This window comes from Faecalibacterium hominis (ex Afrizal et al. 2022) (assembly GCF_049545105.1).
GTDB lineage: Bacteria > Bacillota > Clostridia > Oscillospirales > Ruminococcaceae > Faecalibacterium > Faecalibacterium duncaniae.
This window is the reverse complement of the sequence record NZ_CP186860.1, coordinates 293,945-313,251: the sequence shown is the minus strand read 5'-3', so window position 1 is coordinate 313,251 and position 19,307 is coordinate 293,945. Positions and strand designations below refer to the sequence as shown.

Here is a 19,307-nt window from a genome sequence, read left to right as displayed (position 1 = left end):
CCTCCCTTACTTCAGCAGAGCGCCGGAAATGACCATCATCTGCACTTCGCTGGTGCCCTCGTAGATCTCAGTGATCTTGGCATCACGCATCATGCGCTCGATGGGGTAGTCACGGGTGTAGCCGTAACCGCCGAACAGCTGCAGGCAGCGGCGGGTCACATCGCTTGCGGTGCGGGCTGCGATCAGCTTAGCCTGAGCAGCCTCCACGCTGTAACGGACCTTTGCGCCATCCATGGCCTGCTGCTTCTTCAGAGCGGCAGCGTAGACCAGATACTTGGCAGCCTCAACGCGAGCCTTCATCTCAGCCAGCTCGAACTGGGTGTTCTGGAATGCGGAGATGCTGCGGCCAAACTGCTTGCGCTCCTTGACGTAGGCAACGGTCTCCTCCAGAGCGCCCTCGGCAATGCCCAGAGCCTGAGAAGCGATGCCGATACGGCCGCCATCCAGGGTAGCCATGGCCAGCTGGAAGCCCTTGCCGCGCACGCCCAGCATACGATCCTTCGGGATACGGCAATCCTCGAAGATCAGCTCGCAGGTGGAAGAACCACGGATGCCCATCTTATCCTCAGCCTTACCGACGGAGAAGCCCGGATCGGTGCGCTCAACGATGAAGGCAGAGCACAGCTTGGTGGGACGGCCCTTCTTATCCAGAACGCGGTCGGTGACAGCGATGACGATAAAGACATCAGCGAAACCGGCGTTGGTGATGAAGATCTTGGAGCCATTCAGGACCCAGCAGTCATCCTCTTCCTTGGCAATGGTCTGCTGACCCTGTGCATCGGTACCAGCGCCCGGCTCGGTCAGGCCGAAAGCGCCCAGCCACTCGCCGCTGCACAGCTTGGGCAGGTACTTTGCCTTCTGCTCGGGGGTGCCGTTCTCATAAATAGGAGCAGCGCACAGGCTGGTGTGAGCGGAGACGATGACACCGGTGGTGCCACAGACCTTGCTCAGCTCCTCCACTGCCATGACGTAGGACAGCACATCGCCGCCTGCACCGCCGACAGAGGTGGGGAAGTAAATGCCCATCATGCCCAGCTTGCCCATCTTCTCGACGGTCTCTTTGGGGAAGTACTCTTCTGCATCAACCTTCTTAGCCAGGGGCTTGACTTCGTTTTCAGCAAACTCGCGGTACATCTTCTGTACCATCTGCTGCTGCTTGGACAGAGTAAAATCCATCGCTATATCCTCCTAACGGGTGTTTTTTATCTCCCGGGGTCGGGGTTCTCCCCTACCCGGTTGCAAACAAATTCCTCCCGACCGCTTTCCCCACGGCCGGGAGAAATGTTTATCAGAAATTACAGCTGGTCAACAGGGGTCTTGGTGCGGTCTGCGTTGTAAACGTAGAAGCCCTTGCCGGTCTTGCAGCCCAGGTTGCCGCCGCGAACCATCTTGCGGATCAGCGGGCAGGCGCGATACTTGCTGTCGCCGGTCTCATGGTACAGGACATCCATGATAGCCAGGCAGATATCCAGGCCGATGAAGTCGCCCAGCTCCAGGGGTCCCATGGGGTGGTTGGCACCCAGCTTCATAGCGGTATCGATGCCTGCGATATCGGAAACGCCCTCCATCTTGATGAAGGCAGCCTCGTTGATCATGGGGATCAGGATGCGGTTGACCACAAAGCCAGCAGCCTCGTTGACCTGAACAGGGCTCTTGCCGATGGCAACGGAGATCTCCTTGATCTTCTCAACGGTCTCAGCGGGGGTGTTGCAGCCGGCGATGACCTCGATCAGCTTCATGCGGTCAGCAGGGTTGAAGAAGTGCATACCGACCAGAGGACGGCTCAGGCCCTTGCCGATCTCGGTGATGGACAGAGAAGAAGTGTTGGAAGCGAAGATGCACTCGGGCTTGCAGATCTTATCCAGCTCGCCGAAAGTGGTCTGCTTGACCTTCATATCCTCAAAAGCAGCCTCAACGATCAGGTCGCAGTCTGCGCACAGATCTTCCTTCAGGCCCGGGGTGATGGCTGCAACGATCGCGTCAGCCTTTTCCTGGGGGATCTTGCCCTTAGCAACCAGCTTCTCGTAGCCCTTCTTGATCTTTGCCAGGCCGTTCTCAGCCCACTCCTGCTTGATGTCGCACAGAGCAACGGTGTTGCCCTCAACCTGTGCAAATGCCTTAGCGATGCCCTGACCCATAGTGCCAGCGCCGATAACACCGATCTTCATAGGAAATCTCTCCTTTAATATCAAAAATTGTATAGTTGATTAGTTGTTGGTGAACACTGCCTTGGGCTTCGGTTTCTCACGGCTCAGGAAGCAGGCCATGCCTTCCTTCTGGTCGTGGGTCTCGAAGCAATCGCCGAACAGCTTCTCCTCAACTTCCACAGCCTTCTCAATGGGCAGGCTGATGCCACCGTTGATGGCCTTCTTGCAGTTGCGCACTGCAATGGGAGCGTTCTTGGCGATCTTGCCGGCCAGCTTCAGCACGTTCTCCATCAGTTCAGCCTGCGGATACACGGCGTTGACCAGACCAATGCGGTATGCCTCGTCTGCCTTGATGTTCAGGGCAGAGTAGACCAGCTGCTTTGCCATGCCCATGCCGACCAGACGTGCCAGACGCTGGGTGCCGCCGAAGCCCGGGGTGATGCCCAGACCAACTTCGGGCTGACCAAACACGGCGTTGTCAGAGCAGATGCGGATGTCGCAGCTCATGGCCAGCTCATTGCCGCCGCCCAGTGCAAAGCCGTTGACGGCTGCAATGACGGGGATGGGGAAGCTCTCGATCATCAGGAACACGTCATTGCCCAGCTTGCCGAAGGCCTCGCCCTCTGCCTTGGTCATGGTGCTCATGGAGCCGATATCAGCGCCTGCAACGAAGCTCTTGTCGCCTTCGCCGGTCAGGACGATGCAGCGGATGGTCTCCTGATCGACAGCCTCAAAAGCTGCCTTCAGGTCTGCCAGAACCTCAGGGTTCAGGGCATTCAGTGCCTTGGGACGGTCGATGGTGATGATCTCGACAGCGCCCTGCACCTCGGTTTTTACAAAAGCCATTGTGAAAACCTCCAATTCAGATTCTCAGTGTTTCAAAACAGCTCCCGCGCCCCGGCAGAGTCTCCGGTCTGAGCCGGGGCGCGGGCTGTCATTCAATTCAATTCCAAAGGGGGAGCTTACATCTCAACGATGGTAGCGCAGCCCATGCCGCCGCCGATGCACAGGGTAGCCAGACCCTTGTGAGCACCACGGTGCTTCATAGCGTACAGCAGGGTAACCAGGATACGAGCGCCGGAAGCGCCGACCGGGTGGCCCAGAGCGATGGCGCCGCCGTTGACGTTCACCTTGCTCATATCGAAGTTCAGAGCCTGGCTGACAGCCACAGACTGTGCAGCAAATGCCTCGTTGGCCTCGATCAGGTCCATGTCAGCAACAGTCAGGCCGGTCTTAGCCATGACCTTCTTGGTTGCTGCGATGGGGCCCAGACCCATGACCTCAGGCTCAACACCTGCCAGAGCACCGGCGACCCAGGTTGCCAGAGGCTTAACGCCCAGCTCCTTGGCCTTCTCCTCACTCATAATGACCAGAGCAGCAGCGCCGTCGTTGATGGCGGAAGAGTTGCCTGCGGTCACGATGCCGTCCTTGGTGAAAGCGGGCTTCAGGGTTCCCAGCTTCTCGACCGGGGTCAGACGGGGGCCTTCATCGGTATCGAACACGGTGTCGCCCTTCTTGCCCTTGATGACAACAGGAACGATCTCGTCCTTGAAAGCGCCGTCCTTGATGGCCTTGTCAGCCTTGACCTGGCTGTTGTAGGAGAACTCATCCAGCATCTCGCGGGTGATGGGGCTGTAGCCGTACTTCTTCTGGAAGGTCTCGTTGGTGCAGACATTCTCAGCGGTCATGCCCATGTGCTTGTTGAAGCCGGTGGCATCCCACAGAGCATCGTTGACCATGGTATCGACCAGCTCGCTCTTGCCCATGGGAGCGCCCATGCGGTAGCCGTAACGGCCCTTCATCATTGCAAAGGGAGCCATGTCCATGTTCTCCATGCCGCCTGCGACCACGATATCAGCATCGCCTGCCTCGATCATCTGAGCAGCCATGTTCACGCAGTTCAGACCGGAACCGCAGACCACGTTGACGGTGACAGCGGGGGTCTCGATGGGCAGGCCAGCCTTCAGGGAAGCCTGACGGGCAACGTTCTGGCCCAGACCAGCCTGGATCACGCAGCCCATGTAAACATGATCGACCTGCTCAGGCTTGACGTTTGCGCGGTTCAGAGCCTCCTTGATGACGATGGAGCCCAGCTCAGCAGCGGGGACGTTGGCAAGGGTGCCACCGAACTTACCAATGGCGGTACGGCATGCAGATGCGATAACGATCTTTTTCATGTGAATAGCCTCCTGATTGTGTATGTTGTGATTTAAGAAAGACTGTTTTATCAAAACGCCGAAGCGTTTCTTGCATAAGGAATGGGGGTCAGACGTTCTCTCCCCTGCTGCGCAGCTCGGCCATCTTCTGCTCCACGGCGGCTTCCACATTCGGGGTAACGAACTTGGAGATGCTGCTGCCGTAGCGAGCGGCTTCCTTTACAATGGTAGAGGAAAGATAGCTCCACTTGATGCTGGTTGCAAGGAACATGGTCTCGATGCCGGGCATCAGCGCATGATTGGTCTGCGCCAGCTGGATCTCGTTTTCAAAATCCGTTACCGCCCGCAGGCCCCGCACCATGACCGAAGCGTGGCGCTTCTTGGCGAACTCCACGGTCAGGCCGTCGAAGCTCTCCACCGTGACATTGGGGATACCCTTGCAGCATTCCTGCAGCAGGGCCACCCGCTCCTCCACGGTGAACAATGGGTGCTTTGCACTGTTGATGAGCACGGCCACGATCAGGTGATCGTTGATCTTTGCCGCGCGCTTGATGATATCGAGATGACCTCGTGTGACCGGATCGAACGACCCGGGGTAAACTGCAGTTGCCATCGGTTTTGTCCTCCTTGCGCGCCTTTGAAAAGCGCATTGGTTCTGACATGATAGCACTTTCCAGTTTGCTGTGCAAGATGTTCTTTTCTTCTGCTACGGTGTATCGTTAATTTTTAAACAATCCCACCCGCAGTGCCACGATGCATCCTGCTACGCTATAAGTAAAGCACATCGTCAAAATTTTATCAAGTATTTTTTGCGTAAAATTTATTTTTTGTGCACCAAAGAATCTCTACAAAAAGCTAAGATTTTTAGTTATATTGCATTCAGCCCTGTTTTTTGCCAGGAAAGTATTGATTCTCCCGTTTGTTAATGATATAACTAAGTTGGAATTTACAATTCCTTTATGTTATTGTAAGAGAGGATGGTTTATAATGGATTTTACGGAATTGTATGCGCAGAAGAAAATGACAGCTGACCAGGCTGCCGCGTTGGTCAAAAGCGGCGACTGGGTGGATTACGGCTGGGCCGTGAACACCCCCGTTGCAGTGGACGCTGCCATTGCAAAGCGTCTGCCTGAGCTGGAGGATGTCAACTTCCGCGGCGGCATCCTGATGTGGGTGCCCGCCATCTTCCAGATCGAAGATCCTGCTGCCCACATGACCTGGAACAGCTGGCACATGGGCGGCATTGAGCGCAAGGCCATTGCCCAGGGCTTTTCCTTCTACTCCCCCATCCGCTACTCTGAACTGCCCCGCTACTACCGCGACAGCTCTGACCCCGTGGATGTGGCGGTGTTCCAGGTGACTCCCATGGACGAGCATGGCTATTTCAACTTTGGTCCCTGTGCTTCCCACCTGGGTGCCGTCTGCGATAAGGCCAAAAAGATCATCGTTGAGGTCAACCGGAACATGCCCAAATGCCTGGGCGGCACCGAGAACTGGGTGCACATCTCCCAGGTTGCCGGTGTTGTGGAGGGCAGCAACCCGCCCATCGGCCAGATGGCCGCTGCCGGTGCCGCCACCGAGGTCGATCTGAAGGTGGCAAATCTCATCGTCCCGCAGATCCCCGACGGTGCCTGCCTGCAGCTGGGCATCGGCGGTATGCCCAACGCCATCGGCAACCTGATCGCGCAGAGCGACCTGAAGGATCTGGGCGTGCACACTGAGATGTATGTGGATGCCTTTGTAGATATTGCAAAGGCAGGCAAGATCACCGGCCGCCACAAGAATCTGGACAAGGGCCGTCAGGTCTACGCCTTTGGTGCAGGTACCCAGAAGATGTACGATTACCTGAACAACAACCCGGAGTGCATGGCCGCTCCCGTGGAGTACACCAATGACATCCGCAGCATCTCCGCCATCGACAACTTCATCTCCATCAACAATGCGGTGGATATTGATCTGTTCGGTCAGGTGAACGCGGAGAGTGCAGGCATCAAGCACATTTCCGGTGCAGGCGGTCAGCTGGACTTTGTTCTGGGCGCATACCTTTCCAATGGCGGCAAGAGCTTCATCTGCCTGTCCTCTACCTTTATGAATAAAAAGACCGGCAAGCTGGAGAGCCGCATCCGTCCTACCCTGGAAAACGGCAGCATCGTCACCGACACCCGCGCAAACGTGCACTACCTGTGCACCGAGTACGGCTGTGTCAACCTGAAGGGACTGACCAGCTGGGAAAAGGCAGAAGCACTGATCAGTGTGGCACACCCCGATTTCCGGGACGAGCTGATCGCCGAAGCCGAAAAGCTGCACATCTGGCGCAGGAGCAACAAGCGCTGACATTGCCGCAGGGAATCCTGCTGTCTGCGGCAGGAATGGAGTTTCTATGACATGATGGACAAAAAACCGCATATCAAACCCTATCTCTACGGAATGTTCGCAGGCTTTGGCGCGATCAGCCTGAGCATCCTCTTCTTTTTCCTGATCTACCGCTTTCAGGGCTTCGGCAACGCCGTTTCAACCCTGACCGGCATCCTGATGCCCTTTATCTACGGCAGTGTCATTGCCTATCTGCTCAAGCCGGTGTGCAACTGGATTGAAGCATTTCTCCACAAGCTGTTCCCGGAAAGGATGCACCGCTTTGCCAACATGCTGGCCGTTGCTCTGACCATCCTGTTCGGCCTGCTGCTGATCTACGCTCTGATCATGATGATCGTGCCGCAGCTCATCAACAGTGTGACCGCCCTGTACTTCACGGCGCGGGACAACATCGGCGACTTTGTGGAGTGGATCTCCAAGCAGGAGTTCATTGCCAACAACAAAAAGCTGCTGGACTTCATCGAGAACTCTTACGACAGCCTGGATGCCAACCTGGATGCCTGGATCAAAAACACCCTGCTCCCCTCCATGCAGAACATCCTCAGCGGTGCCGCCGTGGGCGTGGTGAACGTGGTGACCTGGATCAAGAATTTCGTCATCGGCCTCATCGTTTCGGTGTATCTGCTGGCCAGCCGGAAGAAGTTCGGGCAGCAGGGCAAGCTCATCCTTTATAGTTTGGTCAAGCCCCGCTGGGCCGACCTCATCATGGAGGAAGTCCGTTACGCTGACCGGATGTTCGGCGGCTTCATCAACGGCAAGATCCTGGATTCTGCCATCATCGGCGTGCTGTGCTATATCGCCTGCCTGATCTTCAAGTTCCCCAGTGCCCTGCTGGTGTCGGTCATCATCGGCGTGACCAATGTTATCCCCTTCTTCGGCCCCTTCATCGGTGCCATTCCCGCCACCCTGCTCATCCTGATCCAGAACCCCATCAAGGCACTCTGGTTCGTGCTGTTCGTGCTGGTGCTGCAGCAGGTGGACGGCAACATCATCGGACCCAAGATCCTGGGCAACACCACCGGCCTCTCCAGCTTCTGGGTGCTGTTCGCCATCCTGCTGTTCGGCGGCCTGTGGGGCTTTGTGGGCATGATCATCGGCGTTCCGCTTTTTGCTGTCATCTATGATGTCATCAAAAAGCTGGTGTTCCACGGCCTGAATCGCAACGACGAATCCGGCATGGTAAACCTCTATCACGATGCCTTCGGTGACCCCGACGACGAGTGATCCCAAACACAATAGAATCGCAAAACCGGCTCTGTCTCCTGCATGGGAGGCGGGGCCGGTTTTTGTATTCCTACCGCATGATTTTCTCAGAGCAGCCGAGAAACGCAAAGCTCCCCCTTCCCGGCGCTGTCTCGGCGCTTGGGGAAGGGGGAGCTTCGCCTTTCAGGGCAGATAAACCAAAAAGGGAGATTTCAGGGGGAATACCTGCAATTACTGCTGATTGGGCTTCCAGTCCTTATAGTTCTCATAGCGGCTCTCGCGGATCTTGGTATGGGACCAGATCTCGTCGGCGGTCGGCTGCCAGTTGGCGGCATAGGACTTGCACTTGTCGCACAGATGATCGACGCTTTCCGGGCTCTGGAGGTCGGTGCTGTGGGCGCCGGTCTCGTGAACCATCTTGCGCAGCAGCTCGGGGTTTTCCAGCATGGGGCAGGGGCGCAGATGGTTCTTGTTGAAGGGCTGGCCGTTGTGGTAGGCCATGAACAGCGGACTCTGCAGGATCTCCAGGATACTGCTGTCGTGGATGTTGGCGTTGGAATAGTGGATGAACACGCAGGGCTCTGCGTCACCGGCCGAGTTGATGTGGAAGTAGTTGCGGCCGCCGGCAATGCAGCCGCCCACGAACTCGCCATCGTTTTGGAAGTCCATGGGGTAGAACGGGATATCGCAGGCTTCACTGCGCAGGTAACGGATGCGCTGGATCATGTACTTGCGCTGCTCGGGAGAGGGCATCAGTTCAGGCGCTGCCTCGTTGCCCACGGGCATGTAGTGGAAGTAGAAGCCGAAGTGTGCACCCTTATCGCAGAGGAAACGCATGAACTCATCGCTGGTAACGGCTTCGATGTTGTCGCGGGTGTAGCAGATGGAGGTGCCGAACAGGATGCCGTGCTCCTTGAGCAGATCCATCGCGCGCATAACGGCAGCATAGTGGCCCTCGCCGCGGCGGGCATCGTTGGTTTCCGGGGTGCCCTCGATGGACAGCATAAACGCAATATTGCCCAGGCGGACGACCTCTTTGCAGAACGGCTCATCGATCAGGGTGGAGTTGGTATAGATGGCAAACTGCACATCGTTGTGCTTCTCGGCCAGCTTGAGGATATCGGCCTTGCGCACCAGCGGCTCACCGCCGGTGAGCATGTACAGATAAACGCCCAGCTCCTTGCCCTCGGTGACGATCTTATCCATATCATCGAAGCTCAGGTTGTTCTTGTGGCCGTACTCACCGGCCCAGCAGCCCACGCAGTGCATATTGCAGGCAGAGGTGGGGTCAAACAGGATCAGCCAGGGAATGTTGCACTGATATTTGACACGATTCTCGCGGATGGTCTTGGTACCGCGGAAGAAGGCCTCATAGCCCAGGTTCAGGGCCGTGGTGCGGGCCACGTTGGGGTCCAGCTGGTTCAGCATACAGTTGATGAGCTTCGACCACTTGCTGTTGGGGTCGGTCAGGGTCTGCTTGGCGTGTGCGTAGGTCTCCTCGCTGAAGGAATCGCCGTAGAACTGCTTTGAAAGATCTACGATCTGTCCAACCGTCTTGGCGGGGTCCTTCTCAGCGTGAGAAAGCACGAGATCCACAGTCTTGCCCAGTGCAGCACGCTGCATTTTGTGCGTCAGAGAATCAAATGCGGTATTCATTTTTATTTCCTCCAGATTCAATAGAATTTTACAGGGCTCTCTCCCCTGCCTGCCGGGCTGAATTCCCGGCGCTCAGATGATCTTATACTCCAGCAGCAGACGGCCCAGGTCGGTGTCCTGTACCTTTTCTACCGCTTTTCCCAGTGCGAATTTTTTGATCCAGTTCATTTTCAGATCACTCAGGGGTTTGCCATCCCGCAGCTGAACAGCGGCGTTCAGCAGGTCGCGGACATCGTAGGTGCTGCCCCAGACCTCCGGCACGCCCCGGTCGATATCCAGCAGGGTGTACACGGCTTCCATGCCGGTGCGCATGGAATACTCGGTGGTGAAGATGGTATCCCGCTTCGTCTCGGCAAACTGGCCGATGAAGGCAAAGTTCACTGCGCCCTCCGGCACCACCGCCGGACGGTCGCCTGCTGTGCGGGGCATGAAGAAAGCTGTGATATAGGGCATCATCACAGGCACGGTGTTGGCACTGTGCTCCGCCAGATCCTCGATCTGGTTTTCGGGGACTCCCAGATGATACAGCCACTCCATGCAGATCTCCTTGCCGGTGCAATCCCGCATGGGCTTTTTGATGTAGTCGCCGGACGTGTTGCTGAACAGGCCGTAGATCCAGCCCACGAGCTGGCCCTTGGGCTGATCCCGGAACTGGGGCTGACGGTTGAATGTCCAGCTGAGCAGCCAGCCGGAATCCCGCGCCGTGACGATGCCGCCTGTGACAGTCCTGCCGCTGAACGGGTCACGCTGGCAGATGTTCTGGATGTAGGGCACGATGCGTTCGTCCAGCGTGGTGACCGTGGCGCTCATCCAGTTGGTCTGTTCCGGATCGGAGCAGAACTTTTCCGGGCGGCCAAAGGCCTCATCCTGCGCGGCGATCTTCTTCCACAGATCCCAGCCGTTGCCGGGCCGGAGGGTGGGGTTGAACACTGCAGGCTGATCCTGAGAGCCGATGGAGGTGCTTTCCACGCAGCCGCCGTTGGTGATGAACACCAGATCATTCTCGGTCAGGTCCACCCGTTCCGCTTCATCGTCCACCAGCAGGCAGATGGTCCTGGCCTGCTTTTTGCCCTCGGTCAGCTCGAACTCAATGTTGGTGACCTTGGTGTTGTAGTGGAAGCGCACGCCGTGCCCCTCCAGATAGCGGATCATGGGCAGGATCATGCTCTCGTACTGGTTGTACCGGGTAAAGCGCAGCGCCCGCAGATCAGGCAGACCACCCACATGGTGGATGTAGCGCTTCAGATAGAGCTTCATTTCCAGTGCGCTGTGCCAGTTCTCAAAGGCGAACATGGTGCGCCAGTAAAGCCAGAAGTTGGAAGAGAACACCTCCGCGTCAAAGACATCGGTGATGCGCTTATCATAGAGCTGCTCATCCGGGGTAAAAAAGAGCTTGATGAGTTCCATGCAGCCCTGATCCGAAAGGCCGAACTTCCCATCGGTGTGGGCGTTCTGCCCCCGGTTTTCCGTGGCGCGGCAGAGCGAGTAGTTGGGATCTGCCTTGTTCAGCCAGTAGTACTCATCCAGCACGCTTGCGCCCTCGGTCTCAAGCGACGGGATGGAGCGGAACAGATCCCACATGACTTCAAAATGGTCATCCATCTCCCGGCCGCCCCGCATCACATAACCAATGCCGGGGTACTGGCAGCCATCACAGGCACCGCCGGGGATGGACCCCTTTTCAAAGAGATGGATATGCTCCCCTTTCATCTGACCGTCACGGACCAGGTAGCAGGCAGCTGTCAGCGCCGCCAGACCGGTGCCCACGAGATAGGCCGATTTCCGATCCACTCCCGCAGGCTTTTTCGGGCGCGCAAAGGCCTCATAGTTCCCGCTGGAATAATACATTTTATTCCCTCCGTTTGCTGTGGTTTCCAGGTTTTCACCTTTCATTTTGCGCTGATCATACTGTAACATTTTGTCAAACGGAAAGCCATAAACAGAAAAAGCACCGTGATGGAAAACCCATCACGGTGCCCGGATTGATAAAATATTGTCAGTCGTCAAGATCTGCGGGGCTGCGGTCGGTGCGGAAGCGGCGGAGCGCCCGCTCAAGCTCGCCATGAAGCAGAACATTCAGCCGCTCGGTCATCCGGACGGGGTCCTCCTTCATATCCCTGCGGATCCATTCCAGTGCCATGCCCACCAGCGCGTATTTGTAAAAGTCGATGATGAACTGCTTGTCGGAATCCTGCACGGTAAAGCCCTGCGCACTGCGGTCCACAAAGTCCCGCAGCATGGAGTCCAGCAGTTTATATAAGTACTGTTCCAACTGCTCACGGCTCACGGAGCGGTAAACATTCATCACCAGAACCTTGTTGTCCTGCACCTGATGCAGGATGTCCAGAAAGGCATCTGTCCAGTTCTCAAAGCTCTGTCTGCCCTCCAGCGCCTTGGCGGCATCTTCGACCATGATCCAATCCACGAGGTCGTAGATGTCCTTGAAGTGGTAGTAGAAGGTCATACGGTTCACGCCGCAGTCCTCGGTGATATCATTGATGGTGATCTTATTCAGCGGTTTTTGAAGCAGCAGCTTTTTCAGCGATGCTTCCAGCGCCCTTTTTGTAGTTTGCGACACGAGATCCATCCTTTCCCAGCGGCACACACTGTGCCGCTGACCGTGGTGGCCGCCCTATGGGGCCAGAGAAGTAAGAATACTTCCTTTATACTATAACGCAAATGCCCCCCGTTTTGCAAGTTCAAAATCTCTCATTTTGATATTTTTTTCACGTTCTTCTCCATTTTGCAGCTGTCCCGCCGCCTTTTTGCCGGGTTTCCGGGAGGTTCCTCTTGATTTTCTGGCTCCGGGCGCTTACAATGGATGGAGTGGAACGAATGTGCGTTCCATTTATTTCTTTCTGAGTGAGAAAGGAAGGGAAAGCAAGTATGATCAAGACCATCGGATTTTTAGGCTGTGGGAACATGGGCGGTGCCATTGCGCGGGCCGTCTGCAAGGCTGCCGACCCACAGAACGTTTATCTTGCCAACCGCACTGCCGCCAAGGCAGAGGCTCTGGCCGCAGAGCTGGGCTGCAACACCACCACGAACGCCGAAGTGGCGGGCCGCTCCGACCTGATCTTTCTGGCGGTCAAGCCCCAGATGATGGAGGCTCTGCTGGCTCCGCTTAAGTTCACCCTGAACGAGCGGCCGAGCCGCTTCATCCTTTGCAGCATGGCGGCAGGGCTTTCCATCGCGCGCATCCAGGAGATGGCGGGGGAAGATTACCCCGTAATCCGCATCATGCCCAACACCCCGGCTTCGGTGGGGGCAGGTATGATCCAGTATTGCTCCGCCAATGTGACAGCGGAGGAGGAGCAGGAGTTTCTGAAGCTGATGGCACCTGCCGGGCGGCTGGACGCTGTGCCCGAGGCCCTGATCGACGCGGCAAGCAGCGTTTCCGGCTGCGGCCCGGCCTGGGTGTATCAGTTCATTGAAGCGCTGGCCGATGGCGGCGTGGCCTGCGGCCTGCCCCGGGCCAAGGCACAGGAATACGCAGCCCAGATGGTATTGGGCAGCGCCAAGCTGGTGCTGGAGAGCGGAAAACACCCCGGCGAGCTCAAGGATGCGGTGTGCAGCCCTGGCGGCAGCACCATTCAGGGCGTGCGCGTGCTGGAAGAGCACGGCTTCCGCGGCGCGGTGACCGATGCGGTGATCGCCGCCTACGACAAGACAAAGGAAATGGGAAAGGGTTAATTTTATGCGCATCGTCGTCAAAGTGGGCACCTCCACGCTGGCACACTCCACCGGGCGGCTGAACATCCGCCACACAGAGGATCTGGTCAAGGTACTGAGCGACCTGAAAAACGCAGGGCACGAGGTCATCCTCGTCTCGTCCGGTGCCATCGGCATGGGAGTGGGCAAGCTGTCCCTACCCTCCCGCCCCGGTGATATGGCCACCAAGCAGGCCTGCGCCGCTGTGGGCCAGTGTGAGCTGATGTACACCTACGACCGCCTGTTCACCGCCTACAACCACAACGTGGCGCAGATCCTGCTCACCGGTGTGGATGTGGAACACGAGGGACGGCGGCTGAATTTCCAGAACACCCTGACCCGGCTGCTGGAGCTGGGTGCGCTGCCCATCATCAACGAGAACGACACCGTTGCCACCGACGAGATCACCTCTATCGGCGACAATGACACGCTGGCCGCCATCGTCACCTGCTGCATCCATGCGGATCTGCTGGTGCTGCTGAGCGACATCGACGGCCTGTACACCGCCAACCCCCACACCCACCCGGACGCAAGGCTCATCCCGCTGGTAGAGCGCATCACTCCGGAGGTGCTGGCGCTGGCAGACGGGGCAGGCTCCGCATTGGGCACTGGCGGCATGTCCACCAAGCTCCGTGCCGCCCAGATGGTAACGACAGAGGGCGCGGACATGGTGATCGCCAACGGTTCCCACCCGGAGCTGCTCTACGACATTGCAGACGGCAGACCCGCAGGCACCCGCTTTGCGGGCAGAAAGGAGGGCTGATCCATGACGACACAGGAGATCCTGGAAGCCGCCCGCGCGGCAAGAAGCGCGCTGGGCCTTTCCTCGGGCGAAGTGCGCCGCGCCGCCCTGCTGGGCATGGCAGAGGCGCTCTGCTCCCCTGCCCGCCAGCAGGCCATTCTGGAGGCCAATGCCACCGATCTGGAAGCAGCCAGAGGACACATCTCGGAGGTCATGCTGGACCGGCTGGCCCTGACACCGGAGCGCATCAGCGCCATGGCAAAGGGCATCCGGGAAGTGGCTGACCTGCCCGACCCGGTGGGCAAAGTCCTGCGCCGGGTGGAGCGCCCCAACGGGCTGGTCATCGAAAAGACCGCCGTGCCCATGGGCGTGATCGCCATCATCTACGAGAGCCGCCCCAACGTGACCAGCGATGCCGCCGCCCTTGCCATCAAGAGCGGCAATGCCTGCATCCTGCGGTGCGGCAGGGAGGCATGGCACAGTGCCAACGCCATTGTAACGGCTCTTCGGGAGGGCCTGCGGGCAAACGGCCTGCCCGAAACAGCGGTCTGCCTGATCGAGGACACCACCCACGCCTCGGCCAACGCCCTGATGACGGCGGTGGGCTATGTGGATCTGCTCATCCCGCGCGGCGGGGCCGGGCTCATCCGCGCCTGTGTGGAAAACGCAAAGGTCCCCTGCATCCAGACCGGCACCGGCATCTGCCACATCTTCGTGGATGCTTCTGCCGAGCAGGATCAGGCACTGGACATCATTGAGAATGCCAAGGCCAGCCGCCCCAGCGTCTGCAACGCGGAGGAGGTGTGCCTGGTGCACCGTGACATTGCGGCAGAGTTCCTGCCCAAGCTGGCCCGGCGGCTGGGCCCTGACCGCGCTGCAAAGGGACTGCACCCGGTGGAGCTGCGGCTGGACCCGCGTGCCGCCGCCATCATCCCCGGCACCCCTGCAGGCCCTGCGGATTTTGACACCGAGTTTCTGGACTACATTCTGGCCATCAAGATCGTGGACAGCGTGGAGGAGGCCGTCAGCCACATCGCCGCGCACTCCACCGGCCACAGCGAAGCCATCCTGACCCGGGACGAGGCCCATGCTGCCCTCTTTACGGCGGCGGTGGACAGTGCGGCGGTCTACGTCAACTGCTCCACCCGCTTTACCGATGGCGGGGAGTTCGGACTGGGATGCGAGATGGGCATTTCCACCCAGAAGCTCCACGCCCGGGGCCCTATGGGGCTGGAAGAGCTGTGCAGCTACAAGTACATCATTCACGGCAGCGGCCAGATCCGTTGAACCGTTCAAATGTGAAAGCTATTTTCCGTTTTTCTCTTACAGGCCGCTGTGGAAGGACAGCGGCCTGTATTTTTGTTTTGCAGGGATGGACTGTTTTTGTTACGGAAACACTTTCATCCCAAAATTTTGAAAATTATTTTTCTGTTCGTATCACGATGTATTTTTCATTTCTCCATTCTGTACAAAAATAAAGTCATACTTTTAGCCGAAATTAGGGCAAAAATTCTCATTTTCCCCTTGACAACCCATATTTCGCCGCGGTAAAATTATATTGGAAAGTGTGGGAACAAATTCAGCGGGGCGTTTTGAAATGTGCCCGGAACTGTTCTTCTCACAACTGCAATCCATTTCAGACAGCTGTCCGCATGACGACACTAGTACAAAGGAGAGAGCGAATTATGACAATTGCCATTCTTGCACATGATTCCCGCAAAGAACTTGCACTTCAGTTCTGCACCGCCTACAGTGGTATCCTGTCCCGGAACACTGTCATCGCCACCGGTACCACCGGCCGGATGTTGAACCAGGCCACCGGCTTGCCAGTTCACTGTTACCTCTCCGGAAAGCTGGGCGGCATTCAGCAGATCACCGCCCGTGTTGCCTGCGATGAAGTGGATCTGGTGCTGTTCTTCCGCGACCCGCTCCGGGCCGACAGCGGCAGCTCCAATGAGCAGAACCTGCTCCGCCTGTGCGATATGCACAGCGTACCCATTGCCACCAACATTGCCACCGCCGAGGTACTGCTCCGCGGCATGGATCAGGGGGATCTGGACTACCGGGAAGGGATGCACCCGCCGGTGATCGAGCCTCTGGCCGCGCCCCGCCGCGCCGTGTGCTGAGGTCTGCCTGACATTTTTGTGTATAGAGGGAAACGTAAAACAGCGCCGCCGAAGCTTTTCAGGGCTTCAGCGGCGCTGCATTTTTATACAGTTTTCAGTTCATTTTCCGGGGAGTGACATCATTCCAGACCGGCCATCTGCTTGACGGCCTTCATGGCGAAGGTCAAGGTGCGGCCCATAGCCACACCGGCCATCAGGCAGGGATAGTTGTTGGCAAAGAAGCTGCCGGACATATCGCCGGTGATATACAGGCCGGGCATGGGCTTGTTATCGTTGTCCAGAGCCTGACCCTTTTCGTTGATGGCAATGCCCTGCTCAGTGGTCAGCAGAGAGGCACCCAGCCAGCAGCCGTAGAAGGGAGCGGTGCGGATGGCGCTGAGGCGGTAAGCGGGCTTGCCGAAGTCCTCGTCGTTCTGCTTGTCGTAGAGCTCGTTGTAGCGCTCCACGGTGGCAAGGAAGGTGTCCTTGGCAGCACCGGTAAAGCCCATCTTGTCAGCCAGCTCGTCCAGCGTATCGCACTTGAACAATGCACCGGCCTCGATCGCCTCGTCCATCTTGCCCTGAATGTACTTCTCACCGCCGTTACGGGTCTGGGCAGAGCAGCCGATGGTGTGGAAGCGCTTTGCGTCCTCCAGAATGTTGGCATCGCAGATCTGAGCGTAAACACGGCCCGGCTGGTGAGCAGCGGCGTAGACGATGTCATTGTAGGGGCTGCTCTCGTTGGCAAAGCGCTCGCCGTTGCGGTTCACCTTCAGGAAGGGCTGGGTGCCGGGGTTGTACTGACGGATGGTACCAGGGAAAGCCTTGCCGCCAAAGGCAGTGTCGCTGTCCACATAGCCGCCATCCACGCCGGGGGCCACGATGCCGCGGTCAAACAGCATGGGAGCGGCCTCCTTGTCCAGATTGGCACCTGCCCACATTGCAGCCCGGATGCCGTAGCCCTTATCGGAGGGAGAGTAGGAGCATGCGGTGGTGACGGAAGTGCCCAGCGGGTCCAGCTGCTCCATCATGTAGGGGTTGCCGGGGAAGCCGCCGCAGGCCAGCAGCACACCCTTGTTGGCGTTGTAGCGGATGAAGTGGTCATCCTCGGTGCTCTGGGCGATGATGCCGGTAATGCGGCCATCGCTGTTCTTTTCCAGCTTGGCCAGACTGGTCTTGAAGTCCACATCGTAGCCCAGCTCCTGAATGTACTGCAGCAGCAGCTCATTGCGGGCGGCACCACTGGAGCGATCATAGGTATACTCGATCTCGGGGTACATATAATCGGTGTTGTGCTCGGCGTTTTCTGCAGGCCATTTGGCCTCGTCGCCGTAGGTGTAGATCATCTTCACGCCGTACTTGTCCTCCATGATGGAGCGGACAAATTCGATCATCTCGGCAGACTCGTTGATCCAGGTCTTGACCACGCGCTGGTCGCACTTGCCGGAGGCGTAACGGGAGACCTCGCTCAGCAGCTTGGCACGATCCATCTTGATGCCCTGTTCCTGAGCGCCAAAGCCGTCCACGGCACCCACCCAGTGACGGGTATCCTGCACATTGCCGTTCTGCTCGATGACACGGAAGTTCAGGCCCTTGGCAGCGGCATAAGCAGCAGCGAACATACCGCCGTTGCCGGCACCCACGATGAGGATGTCGGTGTCCACGGTCTCGGTGATGGCAGCCTCGTCGATGTCAGGCTCCTTGCCCAGCCAATCGGTCTCGTCACCGGTGGGCAGCTGAACGGAAGTTACAGTTGCCTCTCCCTTTGCCTGTGCAAAGCAGCTCTTGGCGGCCTTCTTCACGGCATCGGAGGTGATGGTGGAGCCGGACACGCCGTCGATCTCGTCAGAGCCGGCGTTCAGCAGCTGGTTCTTCAGCTCCTCGGCAGCAGCAGCGCCGTAGGAAGCGGTCTCGCCGGAGGTATCGACCACAACGTCGGTCACAGCGCTGTCAGAGAAGGTCATGGTGACCTTGACGGTAGAGGAAATGCCCTCGGCAGTGCCGGTATAGGTACCGGGGGTGTAGCTGCCTGCTGCACCGGAGGAAGCGGCGGTGGAGGAGCTTGCAGCGTTGCAGGCAGCCAGTGCACCGGCGGTGACACCGGACATGGCAGCGGCAGCGGCGATCTTCAGAAAGCCTTTACGCGAGATCTTGTTCATGCTTGGATGATCCTTTCTTCTCTTTTTCTGTTCTTATTCTTCGATTTTCCTCTTATCCGAAACGCACCGCCACAATACGGCGCAGACTTCGTTCGATAATAAATTAACACAAAGTCTGCCTGTTGTCTTTTAAGAATTCTTAAACATCTTTACCGTTTCTTCACTGGAAAATTCCCGTTTCCCACTTTGTTTGATAAATAACGGTCAAATCAGAGCAGAAAAAAGCACCCACGGCTTAAGTTTCCTTAAGAAGCGGGTGCTTTGAGGGTTAACGATATTTAAGACAGCAAAACCATTTCAGGCCTCCGTCTCCCCTTCCGGGCGGAAAATATAACCTTTGCCCCAGACATTTTTGAGGTAGATGGGCTTTGCAGGGTCGGGCTCGATCTTACTGCGGAGGTTATGGATGTGCACCTGCACAGTGCGGACATCCCCCAGGCTCTCCTTCCCCCAGATCTTCCGGTAAAGCTCGTTTGCGGTAAAGAAGGTGTTGGGATGCCGGATGAAGAGGGTCAGGATGCGGTACTCCATGTCGGCCAGATGGATGCTCCGGCCATCCTTTTCCACGCAATGGCTGTTGGGATCCAGCGTAAAGGCCGCACAGTGGTAGCCGCTGACGCTGGGCTCTGCGGCATCCATCTGGACACGGCGGATGTTTGCCATGATGCGGGCCAGCAGAACTTTGTGGTTGTAGGGCTTGGTCAGGAAATCATCGCCGCCCAATTCCAGTGCCCGTACCACTGTGTCTGTATCGTCCAGACAGGAAGTAAAAATGATGGGGCAGTGGTACCAGCTGCGCAGGCGCTGGCACAGTTCCATGCCGTTGGTATCCGGCAGAAGGATATCCATCAGGATCACATCGAACTTTTCCCGGGCGTGGCTCAGCGCTTCGCCGCCGGTGTCAGCGCAGACCACCTCAAAATTCTGCTGACATTTCAAGAAATAGCTGGTAGTGTCCCGGATCACCGGATCATCTTCCACCAGAAGAATGCGGATCATGCGGTTTGCCCTCCCCTTTTCGGCGTGAATTTGCTATAATATCTTTATCTAGTATA

The 19,307-nt window shown here is 57.6% G+C and carries 16 protein-coding genes; 6 read left to right on the top strand and 10 right to left on the bottom strand.

Annotated features, from left to right (window positions below):
* Nucleotides 1–6 precede the first annotated feature (6 nt).
* The 5 genes from ACKXGA_RS01480 to coaD all read right to left on the bottom strand — a co-directional run bounded on the left by ACKXGA_RS01480 (nt 7) and on the right by coaD (nt 4,916).
* Nucleotides 7–1,176, bottom strand: a complete 1,170-nt coding sequence (locus ACKXGA_RS01480) for an acyl-CoA dehydrogenase (protein ID WP_005932748.1) — start codon at nt 1,174–1,176, stop codon at nt 7–9.
* Nucleotides 1,177–1,295: 119 nt separating this feature from the next.
* A complete protein-coding gene (locus tag ACKXGA_RS01475) occupies nt 1,296–2,168 on the bottom strand; it encodes a 3-hydroxyacyl-CoA dehydrogenase family protein (protein WP_423729914.1) in 873 nt (290 codons plus the stop codon).
* A gap of 39 nt (nt 2,169–2,207) precedes the next feature.
* Entirely contained in the window at nt 2,208–2,993 is a 786-nt protein-coding gene (locus tag ACKXGA_RS01470) for an enoyl-CoA hydratase-related protein (protein ID WP_112143651.1), read from the bottom strand.
* Nucleotides 2,994–3,109: 116 nt separating this feature from the next.
* Nucleotides 3,110–4,324: an acetyl-CoA C-acetyltransferase gene (locus tag ACKXGA_RS01465; protein ID WP_249258232.1), complete on the bottom strand. Its 1,215-nt coding sequence runs from the start codon at nt 4,322–4,324 to the stop codon at nt 3,110–3,112.
* Between the two features lie 88 nt (nt 4,325–4,412).
* On the bottom strand, nt 4,413–4,916 hold the full coding sequence (gene coaD, locus ACKXGA_RS01460) for a pantetheine-phosphate adenylyltransferase (protein WP_005932740.1): 504 nt from the start codon (nt 4,914–4,916) through the stop codon (nt 4,413–4,415).
* Nucleotides 4,917–5,290: 374 nt separating this feature from the next.
* Between coaD and ACKXGA_RS01455 the strand changes: the two genes are divergently transcribed.
* The gene (locus ACKXGA_RS01455) at nt 5,291–6,637 is read left to right on the top strand and encodes a butyryl-CoA:acetate CoA-transferase (RefSeq protein WP_154276266.1); all 1,347 of its coding nucleotides are present in this window, start codon (nt 5,291–5,293) and stop codon (nt 6,635–6,637) included.
* A gap of 51 nt (nt 6,638–6,688) precedes the next feature.
* On the top strand, nt 6,689–7,900 hold the full coding sequence (locus tag ACKXGA_RS01450; RefSeq protein ID WP_156057923.1) for an AI-2E family transporter: 1,212 nt from the start codon (nt 6,689–6,691) through the stop codon (nt 7,898–7,900).
* Nucleotides 7,901–8,110: 210 nt separating this feature from the next.
* Here the strand turns inward: ACKXGA_RS01450 and ACKXGA_RS01445 are convergent, their stop codons facing one another.
* The 3 genes from ACKXGA_RS01445 to ACKXGA_RS01435 all read right to left on the bottom strand — a co-directional run bounded on the left by ACKXGA_RS01445 (nt 8,111) and on the right by ACKXGA_RS01435 (nt 12,122).
* Complete coding sequence (locus ACKXGA_RS01445) at nt 8,111–9,535, bottom strand: radical SAM protein (RefSeq protein ID WP_156069745.1); 1,425 nt, start codon at nt 9,533–9,535, stop codon at nt 8,111–8,113.
* 72 nt (nt 9,536–9,607) lie between these two features.
* Nucleotides 9,608–11,383: an oleate hydratase gene (locus ACKXGA_RS01440; protein WP_423729913.1), complete on the bottom strand. Its 1,776-nt coding sequence runs from the start codon at nt 11,381–11,383 to the stop codon at nt 9,608–9,610.
* Between the two features lie 148 nt (nt 11,384–11,531).
* Nucleotides 11,532–12,122, bottom strand: coding sequence for a TetR-like C-terminal domain-containing protein (locus tag ACKXGA_RS01435; RefSeq protein WP_242700784.1), 591 nt, complete (start codon nt 12,120–12,122; stop codon nt 11,532–11,534).
* A gap of 299 nt (nt 12,123–12,421) precedes the next feature.
* Here ACKXGA_RS01435 and proC point away from each other — a divergent pair, with 299 nt between their 5' ends.
* The 4 genes from proC to ACKXGA_RS01415 all read left to right on the top strand — a co-directional run bounded on the left by proC (nt 12,422) and on the right by ACKXGA_RS01415 (nt 16,114).
* Nucleotides 12,422–13,228 (top strand): pyrroline-5-carboxylate reductase, encoded by an 807-nt coding sequence (proC, locus tag ACKXGA_RS01430; protein ID WP_097772215.1) that lies wholly within the window; start codon nt 12,422–12,424, stop codon nt 13,226–13,228.
* A 4-nt stretch (nt 13,229–13,232) separates the two neighbouring features.
* Nucleotides 13,233–14,009 carry a glutamate 5-kinase gene (gene proB, locus ACKXGA_RS01425; RefSeq protein ID WP_423729912.1) on the top strand — a complete coding sequence of 259 codons (777 nt, stop codon included), beginning with the start codon at nt 13,233–13,235 and terminating at the stop codon, nt 14,007–14,009.
* A 3-nt stretch (nt 14,010–14,012) separates the two neighbouring features.
* Entirely contained in the window at nt 14,013–15,275 is a 1,263-nt protein-coding gene (locus ACKXGA_RS01420) for a glutamate-5-semialdehyde dehydrogenase (RefSeq protein ID WP_423729911.1), read from the top strand.
* 398 nt (nt 15,276–15,673) lie between these two features.
* Entirely contained in the window at nt 15,674–16,114 is a 441-nt protein-coding gene (locus ACKXGA_RS01415) for a methylglyoxal synthase (RefSeq protein WP_005932722.1), read from the top strand.
* 119 nt (nt 16,115–16,233) lie between these two features.
* On the opposite strand, the gene ACKXGA_RS01410 is transcribed toward ACKXGA_RS01415, so the two are convergent.
* Together ACKXGA_RS01410 and ACKXGA_RS01405 are read right to left on the bottom strand one after the other, a co-directional pair.
* Entirely contained in the window at nt 16,234–18,252 is a 2,019-nt protein-coding gene (locus ACKXGA_RS01410; protein WP_117476809.1) for an FAD-binding protein, read from the bottom strand.
* 297 nt (nt 18,253–18,549) lie between these two features.
* A complete protein-coding gene (locus ACKXGA_RS01405; protein ID WP_227612327.1) occupies nt 18,550–19,251 on the bottom strand; it encodes a response regulator transcription factor in 702 nt (233 codons plus the stop codon).
* Nucleotides 19,252–19,307: the final 56 nt, after the last annotated feature.